The organism is Flavobacterium sp. GL_143, assembly GCF_057834355.1.
In genome coordinates, this window is sequence record NZ_CM174401.1 from 1,694,525 (window position 1) to 1,711,591 (window position 17,067).

Genomic DNA, 17,067 nt, shown 5'->3' on the forward strand with positions numbered 1-17,067 from the left:
TGTATTATGTTATTGTGTTTTTTGCTTGAAGCCTATTGCTTAAAGCTTATAGCGAGAATTAAAATAACTCTCTCGGATCTGTCAGTTTTCCTGTCACGGCTGCTGCTGCTGCCATAATCGGACTAGCCAAAAGTGTTCTTGAGCCAGGACCTTGACGACCTTCAAAGTTTCTATTAGATGTACTTACTGCGTATTTTCCAGCAGGAACTTTATCATCGTTCATAGCTAAACAAGCAGAACAACCAGGCTGACGTAATACAAAACCTGCTTCGGTTAAGATTTCTAAAAGACCTTCTTCTTTAATTTGTGCTTCAACAACATGAGATCCTGGAACTAACCAAGCAGTTACATTATCAGCTTTTTTGCGTCCTTTTACAATTTCTGTAAAAGCTCTAAAATCTTCAATACGTCCATTAGTACAACTTCCTAAGAATACAAAGTCGATTGGTTTTCCAATCATTACATCATTTTCTTGAAAGCCCATGTAGGCCAAAGATTTTTTATAAGTTTCCTCGCCGCCTTCAACTTGGTTGGCGTTCGGAATATTTTTAGAGATACCAATTCCCATTCCTGGATTAGTACCGTAAGTAATCATCGGTTCGATATCTGCTGCGTTAATGTTTAATTCAGCATCAAAAACTGCATCAGCATCAGTTTTTAAAGTTTTCCAATAAGCAACTGCTTTATCCCAAGCTTCACCTTTTGGCGCATATAATCTTCCTTCAAGGAAATCGAATGTTTTTTGGTCTGGAGCAATCATTCCTCCGCGAGCTCCCATTTCGATACTTAAATTACAAACAGTCATACGACCTTCCATGGTCATGTTTTCAAAAACATTTCCGGCATATTCAACAAAATATCCAGTACCTCCAGAAGTAGTTAATTGAGCAATAATATAAAGAGCAACATCTTTTGGTCCTACACCTTTACTTAATTCGCCATTTACGTTGATACGCATTTTCTTTGGCTTTGGTTGCATGATACATTGAGTAGATAAAACCATTTCAACTTCAGAAGTTCCAATACCAAATGCAATCGCTCCAAAAGCACCGTGAGTAGAAGTATGTGAATCTCCACAAACAATAGTTGCACCAGGAAGTGTGATTCCGTTTTCAGGACCTACAACGTGAACGATTCCGTTTTTTTTGTGACCTAAACCCCAGTGAGAAATTCCGTATTCGGCTGCGTTATCTTCTAATGCTTTTAGCTGATTAGCAGATAAAGCATCTTCAACAGGTAAATGCTGATTTATAGTTGGTGTGTTGTGATCGGCAGTTGCAAAAGTGCGTTCTGGGTATAAAACCGAAATGCCTCTGGATTTTAATCCTAAAAAAGCAACAGGACTTGTAACTTCATGAATAAAATGACGGTCAATGAAAAACACATCGGGTCCATCTTCAATTTTACGCACAACGTGCGAATCCCATACTTTGTCGAATAATGTAGTACTCATTTTTAACTATTTTTTAATTGTAATTTGCATGTAATCATAAGAGGATAACAAAATTAGAAAAAGAATCAAAAGCGAAAATTGGCATATTCGATTATATACGATACCCAAACCATTCTACAAATTATAAACTCGTTCGCTTTGTTTGATATTCGTTAAGGTGTTAAATTTTTCTTTGCTTTTCTCTTTCTCTTTTTAATTAGGTTGCTTTTGATTGTTGTAGAGGTTGCTAATTTGTGGATTTATTGCTATTTAGCTGTGTTTAAAGCAGTTTTAGAATAAATAATATAACAAAATGTGGAAAAATAGTAGTAAATAATAATTCTTTCTTTTGATTAAAGCAGTTTAAAAATGAAGTAATTGGATGTTTTATTCGGTTAAAACTATTCTATATAAAGCTGTTTTTTTAATTGCATTTTACGACATCCAAGAAATGTATTTTTTGTTTTTTAGAATGAAGTTAAAATCAATTTGAGTGATTATGACGGGTAGCTGACAATTACTTTTTAAAAGGATTACTAATATTGAAAATTCTAATTTTAAAAAAATAATGTCATGAATTTAAATCAAATTGCTTACAGAATTGGAGTTATTGGAACCGTAATTATTTTAGTTTGGGTTGGACTTTTTAAGTTTACAGCTGCCGAAGCTGGAGCAATAAAAGGCTTAGTCGAAAATCATTTTGCAATGAGTTGGATGTACAAAGTAATGTCGGTGCAAGTTGTTTCTAATGTTATTGGAGTTTTTGAAGTCTTTACTGGGGTTGGACTATTGTTTTCTTTATTTTATAGAAAAATCGGAATCTACGCAGGAGCAGCTTCGGCTGTTATATTTATTACAACTTTAAGTTTCCTAATTACAACTCCAGGCGTTTTTAAAATGGTTGAAGGTTTTCCTGTAACAGACTTTTTTATTTTAAAAGACATTCCATATTTGGCAATTTCTTTGATGGTGTATGCGAAAAGCAAGGAGTAAATAAAAGAAATTTTACCCATTCAATATAAAAGAAAATAATCAATCCAAATTATCAAAAACATAACGAGTTTTAATAATTTAGATTGATTATTATAGCTACTAATCCTTACAATCGATGTGGGCTTTTATCAAAGCGATCATTTATTGAAAAATGATATTGCAGACCCAATTCTAACCCAATTCGTAAATTATGTGTAGTTTTTTTAGAATCATTCCAATCAGGTGTATCTGAATAGTAAGGGAAATTATCTGCAGAAGTGAAATCATATTCATATCTTAAATTTGTAGAATAGGAAATTTTATCTGACAGAAAACCTTTTAAACCAATTGAACCAATTATACCAAATAAAGTTTTTTTGTGCATTTTTCCTTCGTCACTATAATATTGATTTCTTTCTGGATGTTGATAAGAAATATATTCACCATAATCTGAAGTATGTGTTCTTATTTCATATTCATCTTCTGCAATTGTTTTATAATATTTCAGAAAAGAAAACTGTATTCCTTGATTAAATGTTAAAAATAATTTCTCTTTTAAGTGATAATAATATTGAACAGTTATGGGAGTTTTATAATACTCAAAACTTGATTTTATACTTGTATTGTCTCCAACGACATCAAAAAAGTATTTTTCGTTTTGTTTCGAATATTCAAACCCAGTTTTTACACCCCAACTGTCATTCCAGTTTTTTTCGATTGTGAGTCCAAAACCAAAACCATTTGGCAAATCTTGTTTGTCTTTATTATAAAGGAAGTTTGAATTTATTCTAGTGAAAAAGAAAGGATTCAAATTTATTCCAACTTGCCAATCAGTTATATCTTGAGCATTTCCCGCAAAGGAAATACTCAAAATCATGGCAATTACTAAGTTTTTCATGTTTAATTTATATCTTCTTAAAATTAAGATTAAAATCCATTGCTCCAAGTGCTGCTTTATTTAGCGAATAGTTTTCATAAGATGCTCCGTATCCAGCTGCAAAATAAATTAAATCTCCTTTCTTTACAAAACCTGAATTGCCGGATCCTTGATATCGAACTGACTTGATTAATGTGCCATTATTATCATATTTTTCTAACTTATAAGCACTAGATACTATAAAGCCATTCTCAACTTCTATAAGACCTTGAATGTAGGAATCACTATTTTGAAAAGTAATTACGTTTAGCTGTTCACCCTGATCCGTTGTTATTCTTAATTCATTATGACTGTATAGTACTAAGTTTCCATTGGTTAGTTTTCTCACTATAAAAGAGCCGTTTAAGTTATTCCAACTTTGTCCAACCTTCTTTAAATTACCAGTTTCAAATATTTTTTGATTTGTTATTTCAAGATTTTCATTAAGAAATAATAATATTGGTTTGTAATTCGTAAATGCTTCTGTTTGAGATGTGTCGTATTTACCTCCAAAAGCAATATATGTATTTCCTGTTTTAATTAAATTTCCAATAAAAGCATTTTTAAGAGTGTTTTCATATGTTTTTCTACTTACAAACTGACCTGCACTATTTCTGATTTCTATTGCAGGATTTTGGCTGTAGGATCCGTAAAAATAGTATTGGTCATTGTTTTGTAGTGAGCCATAAATGGTTCTGTAACTGTAACTATCCGCTCGAATTGAATTCCAGTCAGAGTTTAATTCTACTTCTTTATGTCCGATGTAATTAATAGACTCAACAAATGTTACAATTTTGTTTTCGTTATTTAGAAAAATCGTTTGTGCATGTCCGGAATTAATTCCTTTCTGAGCTATAACTTTAGTGGTGAAAGTTCTAGTTACATCATCATATTCTAAATGCCTGTAAAAACTTGAGTTTGATGTTAATACTGATCTAATGGCTTCCGTATAGAATATTTTATTGTCATGAATACCTATTTCGAGAGGGTAGGTGTCTGAGCCACCAGGATTTTTATTTTCAACTAAAAGAGAATTTTCATTAGTTACACTTACCTTAATAGAGGTGCTGGAAGCAGCTCCATTTACATCTATAATAGTTAGGCTAACGGTATATTCTCCAGATTCTGAATAATAAAATGTAGGTTCTTTTTCTGTAGATTTTACATTGTTCCCGAAAACAAATGTATAAGAAGCGATTTCAGCACTAGATGTGGATAAGTTTGTTACTTTGATCTCATCACCAATATTAACTTTAGTTGCGGATAATTTAAATGATGCTGTAAGTTTGTTTTTTTCTGAGTCATCATTACTGCTACAGGAATTAAGTAGATTTAATAAAATAAATGTAAAAAAGTAGATTTTTTTCATAAAAATAAAATGATTTTTGATTTATACCGCCAAAGATATCTTTTTTATAAGAAAATAAATCAAATTTTTTAACAACTATGTTTTGTAATTCTTTATTTATTTAAGCAGAAAAAAAGCGTAATTTTGAACTTCCTCTATTTTATATTTCACGGTTTTGTATAATGCATTAAATCAGTAGGTTATGTGCGGTGAAGTTTAGATTTTGGAATTTTAATTTTGTCTTTTTAAGCTTATGTATTTAATATTCGATACCGAAACTACTGGATTACCAAAACGTTGGGATGCTCCAATAACCGATTCTGATAACTGGCCTCGCTGTATTCAGATCGCTTGGCAGCTTCATGACGAAATGGGGCAATTAATCGAACATCAGGATTACTTGGTAAAACCTGAAGGATTTAATATTCCGTATGATGCCGAGCGTATTCACGGAATTTCTACAGAGTTGGCTGAAGCCGATGGAATCACATTGGCAGAAGTTCTGGAGAAATTTAATATTGCATTAAGCAAGACTAAATTTATTGTAGGTCAGAATTTAGGTTTTGACGTTAATATTATGGGAGCCGAGTTTCATAGAATGGGCGTGGAATCTCCAATGAGTTCTATGCCAGTTTTGGATACTTGTACTGAGGTTACTGCTTCATTATTAAAGCTTCCGGGAGGTCGTGGTGGAAGATTTAAGTTGCCAACGTTAACAGAATTACATAGTTATCTTTTTGAAAAACCTTTCGCAGAAGCGCACAACGCAACTGCCGATGTTGAGGCAACTACGCGTTGTTTTTTGGAGTTAATAAGAAGAGAGGTTTTTACCAAAGAAGAATTGGATGTTCCGAAGGATTATTTCAAGGAATTTCAGAATAGAAATCCTCAGGAATTTCCGTTAATTGGTTTAAAACACATCAATTTAAAAGCAGCTTCTGATAAAATCAGAGAGCAATTAAAAGCTCTGGAATCTGTTGGTAATGAAACTACGGTTTCTCATTCTGACAGAGAAGATTTTAAAGCGGCAAAATATTCGCATTTACACAACCATACGCAGTTTTCGGTTTTGCAATCCACTATTGGGATTGGTAATATTGTTTCGGCTACAGCCAAAAACGGAATGCCAGCCGTTGCTATGACTGATACAGGAAACATGATGGGAGCTTTTCATTTTGTGAGCGCTGTTATGAATCATAACAAAGCTGCTTCTGGAAAAAATAAAGCTTTAGTTGAGGGTGGTGAAGAACCAACAGAAACTGAGATAAAACCAATCGTGGGTTGTGAGTTTAATGTTTGTGATAACCATTTAGATAAAACCAAGAAAGACAACGGAAATCAGGTTGTATTATTAGCCAAAAATAAAAAAGGGTATCACAATTTGGCAAAAATGTCATCGATTGCCTTTACGAATGGGTTTTATTATGTTCCCAGAATTGACCGTGCTATTGTTGAAAAATACAAAGAAGATATCATGGTTTTATCCGGGAATTTATACGGAGAGATCCAGAGTAAAATTCTGAATGTTGGTGAAAACCAAGCTGAAGAAGCTTTGATTTGGTGGAAAGAACAATTTGGAGATGACTTTTATCTTGAAGTTATGCGCCACAATCAGGAAGATGAAAATCGTGTGAATAAAACGCTGATTGAGTTTTCTAAAAAACACAATGTCAAATTAATTGCGACTAATAATACTTATTATTTAAATAAAGAAGATGCCAATGCACACGATATTTTATTGTGTGTAAAAGATGGTGAAAAACAAGCTACGCCAATTGGTCGTGGTCGTGGATATCGTTACGGATTACCAAATCAGGAGTACTATTATAAGTCGCCTGATGAGATGAAAAAACTCTTTGCTGATTTACCAGAAGCGATTATCAATATTCAGGAAATTGTAGATAAGGTCGAGATTTATTCGCTTTATCGTGATGTATTGCTTCCTAAATTTGATATTCCTGAGGAGTTTGTAGTTGTCGAGGATGAAGCTGATGGTGGAGTTAGAGGTGAAAATAAATATTTGCGTCACCTTACTATGGTTGGTGCAAAAAAGAGATATGGAGAAATTACAGAATCTATTCAGGAACGTTTAGACTTTGAGTTATTAACGATTTCGAATTCTGGTTATCCGGGTTATTTCTTGATTGTTCAGGATTTTATCGCTGAAGCCAGAAATATGGACGTTTCGGTAGGACCTGGTCGTGGATCGGCTGCTGGATCTGCGGTAGCATATTGTTTAGGAATTACGAATATTGACCCAATTAAGTATGATTTGCTTTTTGAGCGTTTCCTTAATCCGGATCGTGTATCCATGCCCGATATTGATATCGATTTTGATGATGAGGGTCGTGGTCGTGTTATGGATTATGTAATTAATAAATACGGGCAGAATCAGGTTGCGCAAATTATTACGTATGGTAAAATGGCAACCAAATCGGCGATTCGTGATACGGCTCGTGTACTAGATTTGCCATTGTTTGAGGCCGATAGAATTGCAAAACTGATTCCGGGAATGATGCCGTCTAAATGGAATTTAGCGCGTTTTATTTCTGAAAGTGAGGAGGAAGTTAAAAAAGCACTTCGTTCGGATGAATTTGAGAATGTAAAAGAGTTAATTGCCATTGCCAATGAAGATGATTTGGCTGGTGAAACAATTCAACAAGCAAAAATCCTTGAAGGGTCGATGCGAAATACCGGAATTCATGCCTGTGGTGTAATTATTACGCCATCGGATATTACGAATTTCGTTCCTGTTACTACAGCAAAAGATTCTGATTTATATGTAACACAGTTTGATAACTCAGTTGCCGAAAGTGCAGGATTGCTAAAGATGGACTTCTTGGGTCTGAAGACCCTTACCTTGATAAAAGATACTGTTAAACTAGTAAAATATAGAAACGGAATCGACTTAGATCCCGATACTTTTCCGATTGATGATGTTGAGACGTATGCTCTTTTCCAGAGAGGAGAAACAGTTGGAATCTTCCAATATGAGTCACCCGGAATGCAGAAATACATGAAGGATCTGAAGCCTACGGTTTTTGGAGATTTAATTGCCATGAATGCCTTGTATCGTCCGGGACCATTAGAGTATATTCCATCTTTCGTAAGAAGAAAAAATGGCGAAGAAGAAATCAAATACGATTTAGATGCCTGTGAGGAATATTTGGGAGAAACCTACGGAATTACGGTTTACCAAGAGCAGGTAATGCTTTTGTCGCAATCGCTGGCTGACTTTACAAAAGGTGAGGCCGACGTTTTGCGTAAGGCGATGGGTAAGAAACAAAAAGATGTACTGGATAAAATGAAGCCTAAGTTCGTAGAACAAGCGGCTAAGAAAGGTCATGATGCAAAAGTTCTGGAGAAAATTTGGAAAGACTGGGAAGCATTTGCGAGTTACGCCTTTAATAAATCGCACTCGACTTGTTATGCCTGGATTGCTTACCAAACGGCATACTTAAAAGCGCATTATCCTGCTGAATATATGGCTGCGGTACTTTCTAATAATATGAACGACATTAAGCAGGTTTCGTTTTTTATGGAAGAATGTAAACGAATGGGATTACAGGTTTTAGGACCAGATGTAAACGAGTCGTTTTATAAGTTTACTGTAAATGATGAATATGCTGTGCGTTTTGGAATGGGAGCTATCAAAGGAGTAGGTTCTGGAGCAGTGGCAACAATTGTAGAAAGTAGAAAAGACGGTAGATATAAATCGATTTTTGATTTAGCTAAACGAATAGATTTGCGTGCTGCGAATAAAAAAGCAATCGAAAATCTGGCTTTGGCTGGTGGTTTTGATTCGTTTGAAGGAACTACAAGAGCACAATATTTTCATGATGATGGAGACGGAATTACTTTTTATGAAAAGGCAATTCGTTATGGATCCAAGTTTCAGGAAAATGAAAATTCATCGCAAGTGAGTTTGTTTGGAGAAACAAGCGAAGTGCAAATTGCCGAGCCTGTTGTGCCTCCGTGTGAAGACTGGAGTACGATGGAAAAACTGGCTAAGGAGAAAGAAGTTGTTGGGATTTATATCTCTGGACATCCTCTTGACGATTTTAGATTTGAGATGAAATACTTTTGTAATGCGAGATTAGAATCGCTGAAAAGTATGAATGAATATGTGGGTAAAAATCTAAATTTTGCAGGAATTATAAATAACGTGCAACACCGTGTGGCGAAAAACGGAAAAGGCTGGGCGGTATTTAATTTAGAAGGATATGATGAAAGTTATGAGTTTAAGATTTTTGGTGAAGAATACCTGAAATTCCGCCATTTCCTGATTCAGAATAATTTTGCTTTCCTGAAAATATTAATAAAAGACGGATGGGTAAATCATGATACAGGTAAAAAATCTGATCCAAGAATGCAATTTGTCGAAATAAGACAATTGCAGGATATTCTGGAAGCTTTTGCTAAAAAGTTGATTTTATTGTTGAACATAAAAGATTTACATGAAGATTTTATTCATAGGTTGAGTCATTTGTTTAGTGAGAATAAAGGCGATAATCAGGTGACTTTTGAAATCATGGAATTAGAAAAAGTAAAGCGCTTGGTTCAGGTTGAAACAAATAATGAGTTTGAAGAAACTGAAGATGCTGTTTTTGTCGATGAAAATGACGAAAATGATACTGATGAAGTTGCTGCTACAAAAACACCTGAGGTTACTGAGGTGGAAGAAATAAGTGTGGTTACTAAGTTGACTATGCCGAGTAGAAGGTTAAAAATTAAGATTTCGACTGAGTTATTGCAAGAATTAGAGAAAATGCAGATAAATTTTAAGCTGAATTAAATTTTAACAGTTAAAATTTTAAATAATGTGTTTTTTTTACGTTAAAATTATGCATGCATACTATTTTTTTAGTATCATTGTGTTGAATTACAACGATTGCGCTCCTATTGCCCCAATGCATAAAGAGAACATTCTGTTAAATTATTTTATGTTTGTATAAATTATTTAAGAAAAAAATTATGAAAAAGAACCTTTTTTTATTAGGATTAATGGTTTGTTCTATGACTATGGTAGCTCAAACTGAAACACAAAAACCAGAAAGCTGGTATTTTAAATTAGGCGGGTCATATTTCTTGCAAACTGCCGCAACTGAGTTTCCTACAGTAGGAGGAAATCTTCCTTTGGATAGAACTTACGTTGGGGGTAAGTTAGTTTCTGAAGAAAGTGTTACAGGTTCTTTTGGTGAAGGTTTTAGAACTGGCGTTACTGCGGGTTATAGATTTAATGCTCGTTTAGGGGTTGAGTTAGGGGTTAATTATTACACTAGTAATGATAAAACAATGGCGCAAACCAGATCAGATGTGCCTATTACGCCAGCTGGAGTGTATAGTTTTAAATCAGTAGGTCAAATTACTGCTTTTGATTTAGCGCCTGCATTAGTATTATTTTTAGGAGAGCACAAAGGTTTTGAGCCGTATACTAAAGTTGGGGTTTTAGTTCCTATTCATGGAGATTTAGAAATCACTACTGATGCATACGCACCGATCGCTTTTGCACCAACGGGAGCTCCAATTGCTTTTGGAGATGTTCGTAGCGTTGATAAAGTAAAACCAAATCCTACTATTGGGTTTGTTGCTGCTTTAGGAACATCATATAAATTAGGAAAAAACATTTCGGTTTTTGCTGAATTAGAATACCGTAACTTTACTGTACACGGAAAAACTAAAGAAACTACTGAATTTACTGTTAATGGAAAAGATGCTTTAGCAACTAGATCAACTTCTCAAATACATACAAATTACAGAAGTTCTTTAAATACAACTTCTAATAATGCTTTGACAAATCCTAATGGTGTTGATAAAACACAAGCAATGGATGAATTAAGCTCTTACGTTGGTATTTCAGGTTTAGGTCTTACTTTAGGTCTTAAATATAGTTTGTAATATAATTACTTTAATAGTTTTAGAAAAGAGGATGTTCGAAAGAATATCCTCTTTTTTGTTTTAATTCTAATTAGGAATCTATTGTGTTTTTTAGCTTTTTGGTATTGAGTTAAAGTGTGATAAAGTAGAAAAGACTCTTGTGGATTGCTAATGTTCTAGCCCTGATAGAAGCGGTATCCTTTTAAGGCTTTCTTTAAGCCGTAAAAGATATAGCTGATAGCAGGATTAAGCTCCTGAAATTGCTTAAATAACGATAGAAGTATAGAAATTTGTAATGCGTTTATAATGAAAACTAATTTGTAAATTGAGGTGAATTGATTTTAAATTTCTAAATTTGTACTCGAGTTTGAAACTCATTAAAAATTGTCCCCCGAAGCGAAGTCTGAGGGTTAAACTTTAAACAAAAAAGAAAATGGCATTAGCAATAACAGACGCTACTTTTGATGAAGTAGTTTTGAAATCAGATAAACCAGTTATGGTTGACTTTTGGGCAGCATGGTGTGGGCCTTGTAGAATGGTTGGACCAATCATTGACGAATTAAGCACTGAATATGCTGGAAAAGTAGTAGTAGGAAAAGTAGACGTAGATGCAAACCAAGAATTTGCTGCAAAATACGGTGTACGTAATATTCCAACTGTTTTGGTTTTTCATAATGGTGAAGTAGTAGGTAAACAAGTAGGAGTTGCTCCGAAACAAACTTACGCAGATAGTTTAGACGCATTGTTGTAATCGAATCCGATTATAATTTATATAGAAAGGTTTGGCGAAAGTCAAACCTTTTTTTATTTTTAACGAATATCAATACCTATTCCTAAAATGAAAATTATTTACTGCTTCCTTAGTTTCTTTGTCCTAACTAGTATTTGTTGGTCTCAATCTGTAAAAAAGAAAGAGTTTATATTGGAAAAAGGAGTTTCTGAGGAATTGGCGATCTTCCGAAAACAGCAAATCTCGGATGTAACGTATGAATTAGCGTTTGCAATTCCTGATAAAAAAGACCAGCAGATTGTTTCGGGTCTTGCTGTAGAGTTTAAATTGTTGGATTTAAGTCGCCCTGTGTATTTAGATTTTAATGAAAAATCGCAGAATCTAAAATCGATTCTTGTAAACGGCAAAAATGTTGCTATTGTGCATGAGAAAGAACATATCGTTATTTCTGAAAAGAGCTTAGTGAAAGGTAATAATAAAGTCGAAATTTCATTTATAGCTGGAGATTTATCGTTGAACAGGAATGATGATTTTCTTTATACGCTGTTAGTTCCTGATAGAGCTAGTACGTTGTTTCCTTGTTTTGACCAGCCAGATATTAAAGCAACTTATGTGCTTAGTCTTACTGTGCCAAAGGATTGGGCTGTTCTTGCTGGTGCGAGTGTAGAAGAGAAGTTTGATAAGGAAGAAACGGTTACTTATAAGTTTGGGAAATCAGACAAAATGAGTACTTATTTGTTTTCGTTTGTGGCTGGTCAATTTAAAAAAGTCACCGAAAACCCTCGTGGTAATAGGTCGATGACAATGTTATACAGGGAAAATAATCCCGATAAAATAAAAGCAAGTACAGATACTATTTTTAATTTACATCAGCAATCATTAGGTTTCTTGGAGCAATATACACAATATCCGTTTCCTTTTCAGAAGTTGGATTTTGCCTCGATTCCTGTATTTCAATATGGAGGAATGGAGCATGTGGGAGCTATTCAGTATAAAGAGTCTTCTTTGTTTTTGGATAACAGCGCTACTGATAGCGAGAAATTGAATAGAGCTAAGCTTATTGCTCACGAAACTGCTCATATGTGGTTTGGTGATTTGGTGACTATGAAATGGTTTGATGATGTATGGATGAAAGAGGTTTTTGCAAATTTTATGGCAGACAAAATCATGAATCCAATTTTTCCGAAGGTAAATCATGGTTTACAGTTTTTAACAGCTCATTATCCTAGTGCGTATGACGAAGATAGGTCTGCGGGAACACATCCGATTAAGCAAAAATTAGCAAATCTTAAAAACGCAGGATCGCTTTATGGAAGTATCATTTATAATAAAGCGCCAATTATGATGCGTCAATTAGAAGCTTCGATGGGAGAAGAGGCTTTTAAGAAAGGTATTCAGAAGTATATTGAGAAATATGCTAATGATAATGCAAATTGGGAGAATTTAGTTGAAATTCTGGATGCTGAATCTCCATTGGACATTAAGAAATGGAGTGATGTTTGGGTTAATAAATCGGGAAGACCTATTCTTACAGCGCATATTGAGTATGATTCTGGAAATCGTATACAACGCTTTGAAATTAATCAACAAGCAGAGGATAAATCGAATAATCTTTGGCCGCAGCTTTTTGATATAGGATTGGTTTATCCTGATGGTGTTAAGGTGATTAAAGTAGCTGTAAAGGATAAAATAACAAAGGTAGATGGTATTTTAGGTTTGGCTAAGCCAATGACAATTATATACAATTATAATGGGTTGGGTTATGGTGTTTTTCCAGTAGATGTAAATAATCTGGATTATATAACAATAAACGATGAGGTAGCAAGAGCTTATAGTTATATTAACCTTTATGAAAATATGCTAACGGGTACGGTTGCTCCTGCAAAGACTTTTGATGCTTGTTTGGAAGGAATTAAAGTGGAGCAAAATGAATTGGTTATTAAGATATTATCAAGTCAATTAAATACTATTTTTTGGAAATTTCTTGGAGATAAGCAACAAAGTATAAATCAGCAAAAACTTGAGGAAGTTGTTTATAGTCGTTTACAAACGGATTTGCCAAAAAATATAAAAAAGACGTTGTTTGGTTTGTTTAGTTCTATTGCTTATTCTGATTCGGGAAAGGAAAAATTATACCGAATATGGAGTAAGGAAGAGGTAATTGCTAATTTAAAATTAAATGAAGATGATTATACAAGTATGGCTATGAATTTGGCTATATTTAAACATCAAAAGGCGGATGAGATTTTAAGTAAAACAAGAGCAGAGATTAGTAATCCAGATAAGCAAAAGCGATTTGATTTCTTGCTTCCTTCATTATCAAAAGAGGATTCTGTTAGAGGAGCTTTTATGATGTCTTTAAAAGACGAGAAGAACAGAGAGAAGGAATCTTGGGTTTCGGTTGCTTTGGCAAATGTGCATCATCCGTTACGTCAGGAAAGTGCTCAGAAATATATTAGATTTTCATTGGATTTAGTGAGTGAGATTCAGCGAACAGGAGATATTTTCTTTCCAAAAGACTGGTTGAATAATACTATTGGGAAATATTCGTCGAAATATGCTTTTGATGAAGTGCAGCGATTTTTAAAAGAAAATCCTAATTTTAGTCCAATATTAAAGAGAAAGTTGCTGCAATCGACAGATGGTTTGTATCGAGCGCAAAAAATAAAATAAGAAATCGAATGAAGATTGAATCGCAAATAGAGAAAATTTCTAGTTTTCAGCATCTTGAGATGTTGGCTAATCAGGTTGTGGAAGGTTTTATTTCGGGAATGCATAAAAGTCCGTTTCACGGTTTCTCGGCAGAATTTGCTGAGCATAAAGTGTATAATGTTGGCGAAAGCACAAAGCATATCGACTGGAAATTGTATGCCAAGACAGACCGTTTGTATGCAAAGCGATTTGAAGAAGAAACAAACTTGCGTTGTCATTTAATAATAGATAACTCGGCATCGATGCATTATCCTGATTTAAAAGCAAATCAGTCTTTTTATGAGAATAAAATAGGTTTCTCGGTTTTGGCATCGGCTGTTTTAATGAATATTTTAAAGAAACAACGTGATGCAGTAGGCTTGAGTGTGTTTTCGGATAGTTATGAGTATTACGCACCCGAAAAAGGGAGTGATCGTCATCATAGAATGTTGCTTAATAAACTGGAAGAACTTCTGGAAAAACCTAAGACGAGTAAAAAAACAGATACGGTTACGTATTTGCATCAAATTGCGGAGAAAATCCACAGACGTTCGATGATTGTCCTATTTACAGATATGTTTCAGTCCAGTGGCGATGCGTCGGGAGAGGAATTATTGTTTAATGCATTGCAACATCTTAAACATAATAAGCATAAAGTGGTTTTGTTTCATGTAATAGATAAGGAAACAGAAGTGAAATTTGACTTTGATAATGCGCCACGCAAATTTATTGACCTGGAAACTGGTGAAGAAGTAGCTGTTTTTGCCGATAATGTGAAAATAGAATACGAAAAAGAGGTAGAAAGTTATTTTAAGAGACTGGCTTTAACTTGTGCTCAGAACAGAATTAAGTATGTTCCGGTCGCAGTGGGTGATAATTTCGAAAAAATATTAACTACTTACTTGGTTGAAAAACAAAACTTTGGATAATGAGTAAAAAAATAAATTAAAATTTTTTACAAAAAGGCTTGCAGAAACGAAATTCTATACTATCTTTGCAACCGCAATAACGCAGAGGTTTGGTAGTTCAGTTGGTTAGAATACATGCCTGTCACGCATGGGGTCGCGGGTTCGAGTCCCGTCCAGACCGCAATATTGGGAAAAGCCTTTCTTTATAGAAAGGCTTTTTTGCCCAAATACGGTATCTAAGATTAGTTGTGTTGTTTGGTCGGCCTTGTAAGCTGACCGGGTTTAGTAGTTAGACCAATGAAAAGCTTTCCACTTTTGTGGATGGCTTTTTTGATTTAAGACCTTTTTGGTTTGGGAAATTAACCGCAAAGAGCGCTAAGATTTACGCGAAGTCCGCAAAGTTTTTGAAATCCTTTTAATCCTTATAATCTGTGGCAATAATTTAACCACAAAGAAGATTAAGATTTACGCAAAGTCCGCAAAGTTTTAATTAAGCTTTGCGGACTTTGCGTTTTTTAACTTTGCAGTCTTTGCGGTTATATTAGGAATCGAGTGCAAAAGTTGGAGGTTAGGAAAAAAGATTACCGCAAAGAACATTAAGATTTACGCAAAGTCTGCAAAGTTTTAATTAAGCTTTGCGGACTTTGCGTTTTTTAACTTTGTAATCTTTGCGGTTAAATAGGTAATGAAGTCCAAATTTCAAATACGTTTATTCCAGTTATGCGTTAAAAAGAGGATATCTGCCCTGATATTATTTATATGATGGGAAAATAGTATTTTCTAGTTTAATAGAAATCAATGGATTAAAAAAATAACGATTTTTTTTGTTTAAAAAACACAAAAAAAGCTTGTAGAATCACAACTTCTGTTGTACTTTTGCCCCACAATAAAGCGAGTTGGTTTGGTAGTTCAGTTGGTTAGAATACATGCCTGTCACGCATGGGGTCGCGGGTTCGAGTCCCGTCCAGACCGCAATATTGGAAAAGTCTTTCTTAACAGAAAGGCTTTTTTTATTTTATAGTAATTCCACTCCGCTTAATTATCTTCCTTATATTTATATATCGCAAAAAGTCTGTCGATATACACGTACTACAATGGAACATTCAATTCATAAAGAACATAAGTACTATATTAAAACGGTAGATACTGATAAAAAAAGTATTTATTGTTATCATGATTTGATGGGGGAATTATATGTTCCTACACATAAACATAATAAAGCACAATTTCTTTATACGGAAGGCGATGTTGTATTTGTAACGACTGAAACCAAAACGTATTTTTTACCAGCAAGACATTTTATATGGATTCCAAGCGGAATTGAACACAGCATTCATCCAAAGTCTGAAAACGTGATGATGCGAAATTTATACTTTCCTGTAGAGAAAGACGAAGATGTTTTTTATCAAAAAGAAGGTATCTATCCAGTTAATAACTTACTGCTTCAGATGATGCTTTTTACGAATCAATGGAATGGTGATCTTAAAAAGGGAAGCCCGAATTTTGTGATTGCTAAAGCTATCAAAGCAATATTACCTCAAATTTGTTTAACCAATTTACCACTAGAATTGCCTTTGCCAAAAGATGCTCGCTTGAGTAAAATCTTGCGTTATGTTGAAAATAATTTAGGAGAAACGATTCTGTTTGGAGAAGTTGCGCATCAATTTGGATATAGCGAGAAGTCTTTATATCGTTTGTTTCAGAAAGATTTAGGAATGTCTTTTATTCAATATTATACAATCAGAAGAGTATTAAAAGCAATTGAATTGCTGCTTGATCGAAAATTATCTGTAAAAGAAGTGGCTCAAGAAGTAGGATACAGTAGTGTACCAACATTTAGCAATACTTTTTTTAAGATATTAGGACAGAGGCCTTCTGATTATCTTAATGGAGAAAACATTCTGAAAAAAGGTAAGTTGTGAAAAGTAATCTAGTTATTGGGTGTTAATTTTTTTTAGCGAAATCAGTATGAGTAAAATGTTTTCACGCAGATTCTGCAGATTTTTTTGAATCTATAAAAGGATTTTGTTTGTTGTCTTTAATACAGTTTTATATTTCTGAATAATTTATCATTTTTTTTATCTTCTAAAAGCTGTTGAATTTGAGTGAGTAAAATGTTTTCACGCAGATTTAGCAGATTCTGCAGATTTTTTTTGAATCTATAAAAGGATTTTGTTTGTTGTTTTTAATACG

At 33.9% G+C, this 17,067-nt stretch carries 10 protein-coding genes and 2 tRNA genes; 9 read left to right on the top strand and 3 right to left on the bottom strand.

Annotation, left to right across the window (positions count from 1 at the left end; genetic code table 11):
• Positions 1–58: 58 nt before the first annotated feature.
• Positions 59–1,453, bottom strand: coding sequence for a 3-isopropylmalate dehydratase large subunit (gene leuC / locus AC3IPI_RS07320; RefSeq protein WP_039113811.1), 1,395 nt, complete (start codon positions 1,451–1,453; stop codon positions 59–61).
• Between the two features lie 552 nt (positions 1,454–2,005).
• Here leuC and AC3IPI_RS07325 point away from each other — a divergent pair.
• The gene (locus AC3IPI_RS07325; RefSeq protein WP_489158115.1) at positions 2,006–2,425 is read left to right on the top strand and encodes a DUF417 family protein; all 420 of its coding nucleotides are present in this window, start codon (positions 2,006–2,008) and stop codon (positions 2,423–2,425) included.
• 106 nt (positions 2,426–2,531) lie between these two features.
• Here AC3IPI_RS07325 and AC3IPI_RS07330 read toward each other — a convergent pair whose 3' ends face one another.
• Together AC3IPI_RS07330 and AC3IPI_RS07335 are read right to left on the bottom strand one after the other, a co-directional pair.
• Positions 2,532–3,302: an outer membrane beta-barrel protein gene (locus tag AC3IPI_RS07330; RefSeq protein WP_086895377.1), complete on the bottom strand. Its 771-nt coding sequence runs from the start codon at positions 3,300–3,302 to the stop codon at positions 2,532–2,534.
• Between the two features lie 7 nt (positions 3,303–3,309).
• Positions 3,310–4,689, bottom strand: a complete 1,380-nt coding sequence (locus AC3IPI_RS07335; protein ID WP_489158117.1) for a PKD domain-containing protein — start codon at positions 4,687–4,689, stop codon at positions 3,310–3,312.
• Between the two features lie 232 nt (positions 4,690–4,921).
• Here AC3IPI_RS07335 and dnaE point away from each other — a divergent pair, with 232 nt between their 5' ends.
• The 8 genes from dnaE to AC3IPI_RS07375 all read left to right on the top strand — a co-directional run bounded on the left by dnaE (position 4,922) and on the right by AC3IPI_RS07375 (position 16,796).
• Positions 4,922–9,463, top strand: a complete 4,542-nt coding sequence (gene dnaE / locus AC3IPI_RS07340) for a DNA polymerase III subunit alpha (protein ID WP_489158119.1) — start codon at positions 4,922–4,924, stop codon at positions 9,461–9,463.
• Positions 9,464–9,642: 179 nt separating this feature from the next.
• On the top strand, positions 9,643–10,566 hold the full coding sequence (locus tag AC3IPI_RS07345; RefSeq protein WP_039113816.1) for an outer membrane beta-barrel protein: 924 nt from the start codon (positions 9,643–9,645) through the stop codon (positions 10,564–10,566).
• A 412-nt stretch (positions 10,567–10,978) separates the two neighbouring features.
• Positions 10,979–11,296 carry a thioredoxin gene (gene trxA / locus AC3IPI_RS07350; RefSeq protein ID WP_039113817.1) on the top strand — a complete coding sequence of 106 codons (318 nt, stop codon included), beginning with the start codon at positions 10,979–10,981 and terminating at the stop codon, positions 11,294–11,296.
• Positions 11,297–11,383: 87 nt separating this feature from the next.
• Positions 11,384–13,948 (top strand): M1 family metallopeptidase, encoded by a 2,565-nt coding sequence (locus AC3IPI_RS07355; protein ID WP_489158122.1) that lies wholly within the window; start codon positions 11,384–11,386, stop codon positions 13,946–13,948.
• An 8-nt stretch (positions 13,949–13,956) separates the two neighbouring features.
• Positions 13,957–14,895 carry a DUF58 domain-containing protein gene (locus tag AC3IPI_RS07360; RefSeq protein WP_039116824.1) on the top strand — a complete coding sequence of 313 codons (939 nt, stop codon included), beginning with the start codon at positions 13,957–13,959 and terminating at the stop codon, positions 14,893–14,895.
• 86 nt (positions 14,896–14,981) lie between these two features.
• Positions 14,982–15,055: transfer RNA gene (locus AC3IPI_RS07365), tRNA-Asp, on the top strand.
• A gap of 717 nt (positions 15,056–15,772) precedes the next feature.
• Positions 15,773–15,846 (top strand) — tRNA-Asp (locus AC3IPI_RS07370).
• Between the two features lie 122 nt (positions 15,847–15,968).
• Positions 15,969–16,796 (top strand): helix-turn-helix domain-containing protein, encoded by an 828-nt coding sequence (locus AC3IPI_RS07375; RefSeq protein WP_039116287.1) that lies wholly within the window; start codon positions 15,969–15,971, stop codon positions 16,794–16,796.
• Positions 16,797–17,067 lie beyond the last annotated feature (271 nt).

Coding starts and splice junctions, on each gene's coding strand:
- dnaE (WP_489158119.1), top strand. CDS start 4,922: ATGTATTTAATATTCGATACCGAAACTACTGGATTACCAAAACGTTGG.
- leuC (WP_039113811.1), bottom strand. CDS start 1,453: ATGAGTACTACATTATTCGACAAAGTATGGGATTCGCACGTTGTGCGT.
- AC3IPI_RS07325 (WP_489158115.1), top strand. CDS start 2,006: ATGAATTTAAATCAAATTGCTTACAGAATTGGAGTTATTGGAACCGTA.
- AC3IPI_RS07360 (WP_039116824.1), top strand. CDS start 13,957: ATGAAGATTGAATCGCAAATAGAGAAAATTTCTAGTTTTCAGCATCTT.
- AC3IPI_RS07330 (WP_086895377.1), bottom strand. CDS start 3,302: ATGAAAAACTTAGTAATTGCCATGATTTTGAGTATTTCCTTTGCGGGA.
- AC3IPI_RS07335 (WP_489158117.1), bottom strand. CDS start 4,689: ATGAAAAAAATCTACTTTTTTACATTTATTTTATTAAATCTACTTAAT.
- AC3IPI_RS07375 (WP_039116287.1), top strand. CDS start 15,969: ATGGAACATTCAATTCATAAAGAACATAAGTACTATATTAAAACGGTA.
- AC3IPI_RS07355 (WP_489158122.1), top strand. CDS start 11,384: ATGAAAATTATTTACTGCTTCCTTAGTTTCTTTGTCCTAACTAGTATT.
- AC3IPI_RS07345 (WP_039113816.1), top strand. CDS start 9,643: ATGAAAAAGAACCTTTTTTTATTAGGATTAATGGTTTGTTCTATGACT.
- trxA (WP_039113817.1), top strand. CDS start 10,979: ATGGCATTAGCAATAACAGACGCTACTTTTGATGAAGTAGTTTTGAAA.